The sequence below is a fragment of the Amycolatopsis sp. NPDC003861 genome, assembly GCF_053605405.1.
The window spans coordinates 1-6,147 of record NZ_JBSGJD010000385.1 but is presented as its reverse complement, the minus strand read 5'-3'; the positions used below and the strand labels follow the sequence as shown (position 1 = coordinate 6,147).

The following is a 6,147-nucleotide window of genomic DNA, read 5'->3' as shown; positions in this document are numbered from 1 at the left end:
GGCCGGCGGCCGCGGCCGCGCGTGCCCGCACCGGGTCGTCGGCCGCGGCGCGGACGAACGCGCTCAGGTCGTCACCGAAGGCGTCGAGACCGGAGGTGTCGGCCAGCAGGCCGTTGCGGCCGTGGTCGATGTAGTGCCGGAGCCCGCCGCGGCGCGGGCCGAGGACGAGCAGCCCGGCTTCCATCGCTTCCAGGACCGCGATGCCGAACTCCTCCTTGCGGCTGGGGCAGGCGTAGAGGTGGGGCGAAGGCGCCGGCAGCAGGCGGGTGAGCCCGTGTTCGAGCAGCCGGACGTCGTCGTTGCCGAGCGCCGCGAGCACGGCCAGGCGGCCCGCCGCCTGCGGGTGCGCCCGGTGCAGGGCGAGGATGCGGTCCAGCACCCGGGTTTCGTCCTCGGTCGGACGGGCGGGGTCGCCCCCGACGAGCACCAGCGCCGTCCGCCGGTACAGGCCGCGGGTGAGCCAGGCTTCGACCAGGAGGTCCTGCTGCTTGACCGGGTGGAGCCGGCCCACCGACAGCACGATCGGCAGGCCGCGGGCGTCCGGCGCGAGCCGGGGCAGCCGGTCGTCCGGCGCGAACAAGGAGTCGGTCAGCTGCTGCTGCCGGGGATCCTCGGTGGCGACCTGGGGCAGCATCGGGATCCCCTCGGCGAGAGACTCCGGTTCCGGGCGCCCGCGCAACGCCGGGAAGTACGCGGGCAGTTCCCCCGGCGGCCGCCCGGGCAGGCCGAGCAGCGTGTCCGCCCGCGCCACCAGCCGGTCGGCCGCGTACACGCGGTGCAGGTCGAACCGCGCGCCGGCCGGGGATTCGGCGCTGGCGGGCCGGTGCCGCTCGGCGAGCGAGCGGTGCGGGTCCGCGGTCAGGGTGAACACGGTCCGGGCGCCGAGCGCGGTGGCGGCGTCGGCGATCGCCAGGGATCCGTCGTCGGCGTACCGGACGTGCACGACATCGGGGTGACAGCCGGACAGCCGCAGCAGCCGCCGCGCCAGGAAGGTCAGCGCCGCGCGGTGCCGGGACAGCCCGAGCTGGGCCGGCGCGGTGGGGGCGTCGACCGGGATCCGCAGCACGACGTGCCCTTCGCCGTCGGTCTCGGCCAGCGCGGGGCGGGCGGCGAGGTCGTCGTGCCCGGCCGGGGTCAGGGTGACCACGCGGGCGATGCCGTCGTGCTGGGGCAGGGCCGTGCCGAGGTGCCGCAGGAGCACGGTCAGCCCGCCGCTCGCCCCGGCGCCGGGCTGGTCGAACGAGCCCAGCAGCATCGACTGGGCCACGACCAGCCCCTCGCGACGCGCACGCGGGACCGTCCACAGTGGCGCGTCGGCCGGGGTCGCGCGGCAGACCGCCGCCAGCGCCCGTTCGTAGGGGTCTTCGTCGCGCTCCCGGGTGATCGCCCCGCTGTGCCGCGCGAGGTACCGCCACCCGGCGTGCCGCAGCGCACGGTCGTGCTCGGCGCCCTCGACCACCGCCCCGGCCGGGATACCCCCGACGTCGTGCCGCTCGGCCAGGTCCAGCAGCAGCGCGCGACGGCGTGGCGAGGCCGTGCCGAAGGCGGCGCGGATCGCCGTGCCCGCCGCCACCCAGCCGTGCGCGGCGGTCGAGGCGGCGAAGAGGTCCAGGACCACGGACGTGCCCAGGTCGGCGAGCACTCCCTCGGCCTCGGGGACGGCGGCCAGCACGCCGGCGGGTGGCGGCGGATCCGACGCCCGGGCCAAGGCCCGCAACTCGGCCAGCGCGGAATCGGCGTCGCCCGCCGCCGGACCGGCGCCGGCGTACTCGACCAGGGCCGGGACGCCGAACGCCGGGTGGAAGCCGCGGCGGACCTCGTCGACCCGGGTGAGGTCGGTGCCGGGGCGCAGGTCCCGCAGCGCCGTCAACGCGTCGGCGGGGGCGGTGTCGTGGATGATCACGGCAGTACCTCTGGGGACAAGGCCGCCGGATCGGCGACGACGACGGGGAGAACGGGATGCCGGAAGCGCGGATCGTGGTGGTGAGCCCGCCGTTCGCCTCGCACGCCCAGCCGCTCGCCACGGTGGCGGCGGCGCTGGCGGCCGAGGGCGCGGACGTGACGTTCGCGTGCGACCCCGCGTTCGCGGACCTCGCCGCGCGGCGGGGTCTGCGGTTCGAGCCGTTCGGGTTCGGCGACAACGCCAACACCGGCATCGCCGAGCGCACCCGCCAGCAGGCGGCCGGGGCCCGGCGGCTGACCGAGTTCCTCGACGCCACCCGCGCGGGCGCGGTGCCGGCGCTGCTGGCCCAGGCCCGGCACCGCCGGGCGGACATGCTGCCCGACCCCGCCGGCGTCCACGCCGCGCTGCGGCGCCTGGACGACCGGCTGCGTCCGGACTGGTACCTCGTCGACCAGCTGGCCTACGCGGTCACGCTCGCGCTCCGGGCGCTGGACCGGCGGTGGGCGGCGTTCTGCCCGGGACACCCCGGTTACGTACTCGAGGGCCCGGACCGCTTCTTCGGGCTGCCGCCCTACTGGCCGGAGGCGATCACGCCCCCGGCGGCCGAACTGGCGGCGCTGCGGGCCGAAGTGGCGGCCAACGACCGCCTGTTCACCGAGCTGTTCACCCGGTTCCTCGCCGAGCACGCTCCCGGCCGGCCGGCCCCGCGCAGTGCGTTCGGCCTGACCTCGCCCGAGGCCGTGCTGTTCAACTACCCCGAGCTGCCGTGGCTGCCGCCGTTGCCGGCCGGGCCGGCGCTGCTGTTCGCCGGGCACTGCAGCGACGTCGGCGAGACCGGGCTCTCGCCCGAGTGGCGGGACCGCGTCGGGCGGCTGACCGACGGCGGGCGGCGGCGGCTCGTCCTCGTCTCGTTCGGCACGTTCCTCTCCGCCCGCGACGACGTGCTCGCCACCGTCGTCCGCGGCGCGGCGCAGGTGCCGGACGTCTCGGTGCTGGTCTCGGCCGGGAACCGCGCCGACCCGCTGCGCACGGCGTTCGCGGACGAGCGCTGGATCGAGGTCTTCGACCACGTCCCGCAGCGGGCGCTGCTGCCGGGCACGTCCCTGGTCGTGCACCACGGCGGCAACAACACGTTCACCGAATGCCTGGCCGCCGGGGTGCCCGCCATCGCGCTGCCGTTCTCCAGCGACCAGTTCGCGGTCGCTCATGATCTCGAACGCATTCCGGCGGGCCGCGTGCTCGATCCGCACGGCCTGACCCCGGCCGCGGTCACCGAGGCCACGACCGCGGTGCTGTCGTCGGGCGGCCGCGTGCGCGAGGCCGCCGCGCGCCTGCTCGCGTCAGGCGGCCCGCAGACCGCGGCGCGCCGGTTGCTCGAAGCCATGGACCGTCCTCCCGAGTGAGTTGCACAATCGATGCAAAGCTAGCTCCGGTTGCCCACTCGCGCCGTACCCGAGCCGAATTTAGGCTGTTTTGCATCGCATATGAATCGTCATCGCGTGTTGAGACGCCGGGACCGGCAGCGAGTACTGTGATGCAGAATGCGTTCAACTGGAGCCGGGAGAAGCCTGTGAGCAGCACACCCGAGGGGCGGTCCCTCACTTCGAGCGAGGTCGCCCGGACCCTCGGCGTCTCGCAGGTGACGCTACGGACGTGGGAGCAGCGGTACGGCATCGGCGCCTCGGACCGGGAGGAGAACGGCCGGCGGCGGTACACCGCCGAAGACGTCGAGCGGTTGCGGCGGATGCGGGCGCTTCAGGCGCAAGGCACCCGGGCGCGCGAGGCGGCCAGGCTGGTGCTGTCCCGGACCGCGGCCGAGACGACCGTGAAGCAGCGGCGCCGGCGGATCGCCGAAGCCGCCGAACTGCTCGACGTGCCGGCCATGGGCGACCTGGTCGACGACGCGCTCGCCGGCCTGGGGGTGGCGAAGTGCTGGACCGAGGTCGTCGCGCCGGTCCTGCGGGCCATCGGGGAACGCTGGGCGCAGGCGGGCGACCGCAACGCGATGGCCGCGGAGTGGGCGCTGGCCGCCGCGGCCTCGGCGGCGCTGGACCGGTTGCGGACGCCGGCGCCCGCGCGGGCCGGCCGGGGCCCCGTCCTGTTCGTCTGCGGGCCGGCGGAGCGCCACGAACTGCCGGTCAAGATGCTCAGCGCGGCCCTCGGCGACGACGGCGCGCCGTCGATGTTCCTCGGTGGCCTGGTGTCGATCGACGTCCTGCGGGTGGTGTCCGGCCGCTACGCGCCGAGCGCCGTGGTGGTGTGGTCGATGACGTCGCCGTCCGCGGACGTGCGGACCCTGCGCACCCTGCACGCCGAGGGCATCCCGGTCCGTCCGGCCGGTCCGGGCTGGCGCGGGCTCCCGACGGTCGGCGAGCCGCTGCCGCCGTCATTCCCCGAGGCGTTGGCGTCCTTCGGCGGCTGAGCGCGGCAGTTCCGCCCTCGGCGGCCGGAAGCGGCTGACCCGCTCCGTGCGGCGCGCCGGCACGTCGTTGGCGATCAGCACCGCCGCCCACGGCAGCGGCACGGAGATCGCGAGGAAGGCCAGGGCCAGCCACCAGACGTGCGCGGTGAGCCCGGCCAGCACCAGGCACGGGATGCGGCAGGCCATCATCACCACGTACTTGCGGCGGCGCCGGGCGAGCTGCTCGTCGGCCGACGGGGCGGCCGTGGTGATCAAGGCGGGACTTCGGCTCACCCCGCACCCCCGAGCCGGACGGACAGCACGGCCAGCGGCCCGACGCCGTTCTGGACGACCGAAAGCAGCACCGCGGGCGGATTCCCGGACCAGTGCACCGCCGCCGCCCACGCCGACCCGGCGAGCAGCAGCCCGCCGAGCAGCACCGCGACGGTGGCCGCGCTGCGCCGCAGCCGCCGGTCGCGGAGGTCGACGATGGTCAGCGCCAGTGCCGCGTGGACGACGAGGGCCACCGCCGCACCCAGCGCCGGCCAGTCGAAGGGCAGCCAGGTGAAGCCGGCCGCCGTGGCGGCCGCGGAGCCCGCGGCGGTGATCGCCGCACAGCAACCGGCGAGCCGCGCCCGGGCGACCGGGGCCACCGTCGTCATCGCCGCCCCCGGTCCAGGGCACGGGTTTCGGCCGGCGGGTCCGGCGTGAACAGCGAGCCGGGCACCGCGTGGCCGGCCGAGCCCAGCTTGTTCATCTTCTTCGGCACGGGTGCGCCCTGGTATTCGAGTGGGGTGGCGGCCAGCGGCTGGTGGATTTCGATGAACTCACCGTGCGGCAGCCGCTTGATGATGCCCGTCTCGACGCCGTGCTCGAGCACCTCGCGGTCGGCCCGCTGGAGGCCGACGCACAGCCGGTAGGTGACGAAGTAGGCCAGCGGCGGTCCGATGAGCAGCCCGATCCGGCCCGCCCACGTCATCGCGTTGAGGGACACGTCGAACTGGACGGCGAGGATGTCGTTGAAGCTGGAGAGGGTGAGCACGAGGAAGAACGTGATCGCCATCGCCCCGATCGACGTGCGGACCGGGACGTCCCGCGGCCGCTGGAGCAGGTTGTGGTGCGCGGTGTCCTTGGACAGCTTCCGCTCGAGGAACGGGTAGCTCAGCAGGGCCGTCACGAGCACGGCGATGCCGATGGCGCCGGCGAAGAAGACCGGCGGCACGGTGTGGTCGCCCAGGTAGAGCTCCCAGGGCGGCCAGACGCGCAGCAGCCCGTCCGCCCAGCCCATGTACCAGTCCGGCTGGGACCCGGCGGAGACCTGGGAAGGGTTGTAGGGCCCGAAGTTCCACACCGGGTTGATCTGGAACAGCCCCGACATCAGCGCCAGCACCCCGATCACCAGGGTGAAGAACGCCCCGCCCTTGAGCGCGAAGTACGGCATGATCCGCACCCCGACGACGTTGGTCTCCTTGCGCCGCACCCCCGGGAACTGCGTGTGCTTCTGATACCACACCAACGCCAGGTGCGCCCCGACCAACGCCAGCATGATCCCCGGCAGCAACAGGATGTGCAGCGTGTACAACCGCGGAATGATCTGATCGCCCGGGAACTCCCCACCGAACAACGCCCAGTGAATCCACGTCCCGGCCACCGGAACCGACAACACGATGCCCGACAGCGTCGCCCGGATACCGGTCCCCGACAGCAAGTCATCCGGCAGCGAATACCCGAAGAAACCCTCGAAGCACCCCAGGATCAGCAGCAGGCCACCGATCACCCAGTTCGCCTCACGCGGCCGCCGGAACGCCCCGGTGAAGAAGATCCGCAGCATGTGCACGGCCAT

The 6,147-nt window shown here is 74.6% G+C and carries 6 protein-coding genes; 2 read left to right on the top strand and 4 right to left on the bottom strand.

The features are described 5' to 3' along the window. Positions 1-1,903: glycosyltransferase (locus ACWEVN_RS45625; protein WP_452055430.1), on the bottom strand; the 1,903-nt coding region annotated here is incomplete at its 3' end. A 56-nt stretch (positions 1,904-1,959) separates the two neighbouring features. On the opposite strand from ACWEVN_RS45625, the gene ACWEVN_RS45620 reads away from it, so the two are divergent. Together ACWEVN_RS45620 and ACWEVN_RS45615 are read left to right on the top strand one after the other, a co-directional pair. After that, complete coding sequence (locus tag ACWEVN_RS45620; protein WP_452055429.1) at positions 1,960-3,306, top strand: glycosyltransferase; 1,347 nt, start codon at positions 1,960-1,962, stop codon at positions 3,304-3,306. Between the two features lie 167 nt (positions 3,307-3,473). After that, complete coding sequence (locus ACWEVN_RS45615) at positions 3,474-4,325, top strand: MerR family transcriptional regulator (RefSeq protein WP_449680843.1); 852 nt, start codon at positions 3,474-3,476, stop codon at positions 4,323-4,325. Here ACWEVN_RS45615 and ACWEVN_RS45610 read toward each other — a convergent pair. The 3 genes from ACWEVN_RS45610 to qcrB form a co-directional block, all read right to left on the bottom strand. After that, on the bottom strand, positions 4,290-4,598 hold the full coding sequence (locus ACWEVN_RS45610; protein WP_449680842.1) for a DUF3099 domain-containing protein: 309 nt from the start codon (positions 4,596-4,598) through the stop codon (positions 4,290-4,292). The two genes, ACWEVN_RS45615 and ACWEVN_RS45610, sit on opposite strands and share 36 nt — an antisense overlap. Further along, the gene (locus ACWEVN_RS45605; RefSeq protein ID WP_449680841.1) at positions 4,595-4,966 is read right to left on the bottom strand and encodes a hypothetical protein; all 372 of its coding nucleotides are present in this window, start codon (positions 4,964-4,966) and stop codon (positions 4,595-4,597) included. Before ACWEVN_RS45605 ends, ACWEVN_RS45610 begins: the two co-directional genes overlap by 4 nt. Further along, the coding region (qcrB, locus tag ACWEVN_RS45600; RefSeq protein WP_452055428.1) for a cytochrome bc1 complex cytochrome b subunit at positions 4,963-6,147 on the bottom strand (1,185 nt) is incomplete at its 5' end. The genes qcrB and ACWEVN_RS45605, both read right to left, overlap by 4 nt.

Excerpts from the sequence above, each read along its gene's own strand:
- ACWEVN_RS45605 (WP_449680841.1), bottom strand. The coding sequence starts at position 4,966 with ATGACGACGGTGGCCCCGGTCGCCCGGGCGCGGCTCGCCGGTTGCTGT.
- ACWEVN_RS45620 (WP_452055429.1), top strand. The coding sequence starts at position 1,960 with ATGCCGGAAGCGCGGATCGTGGTGGTGAGCCCGCCGTTCGCCTCGCAC.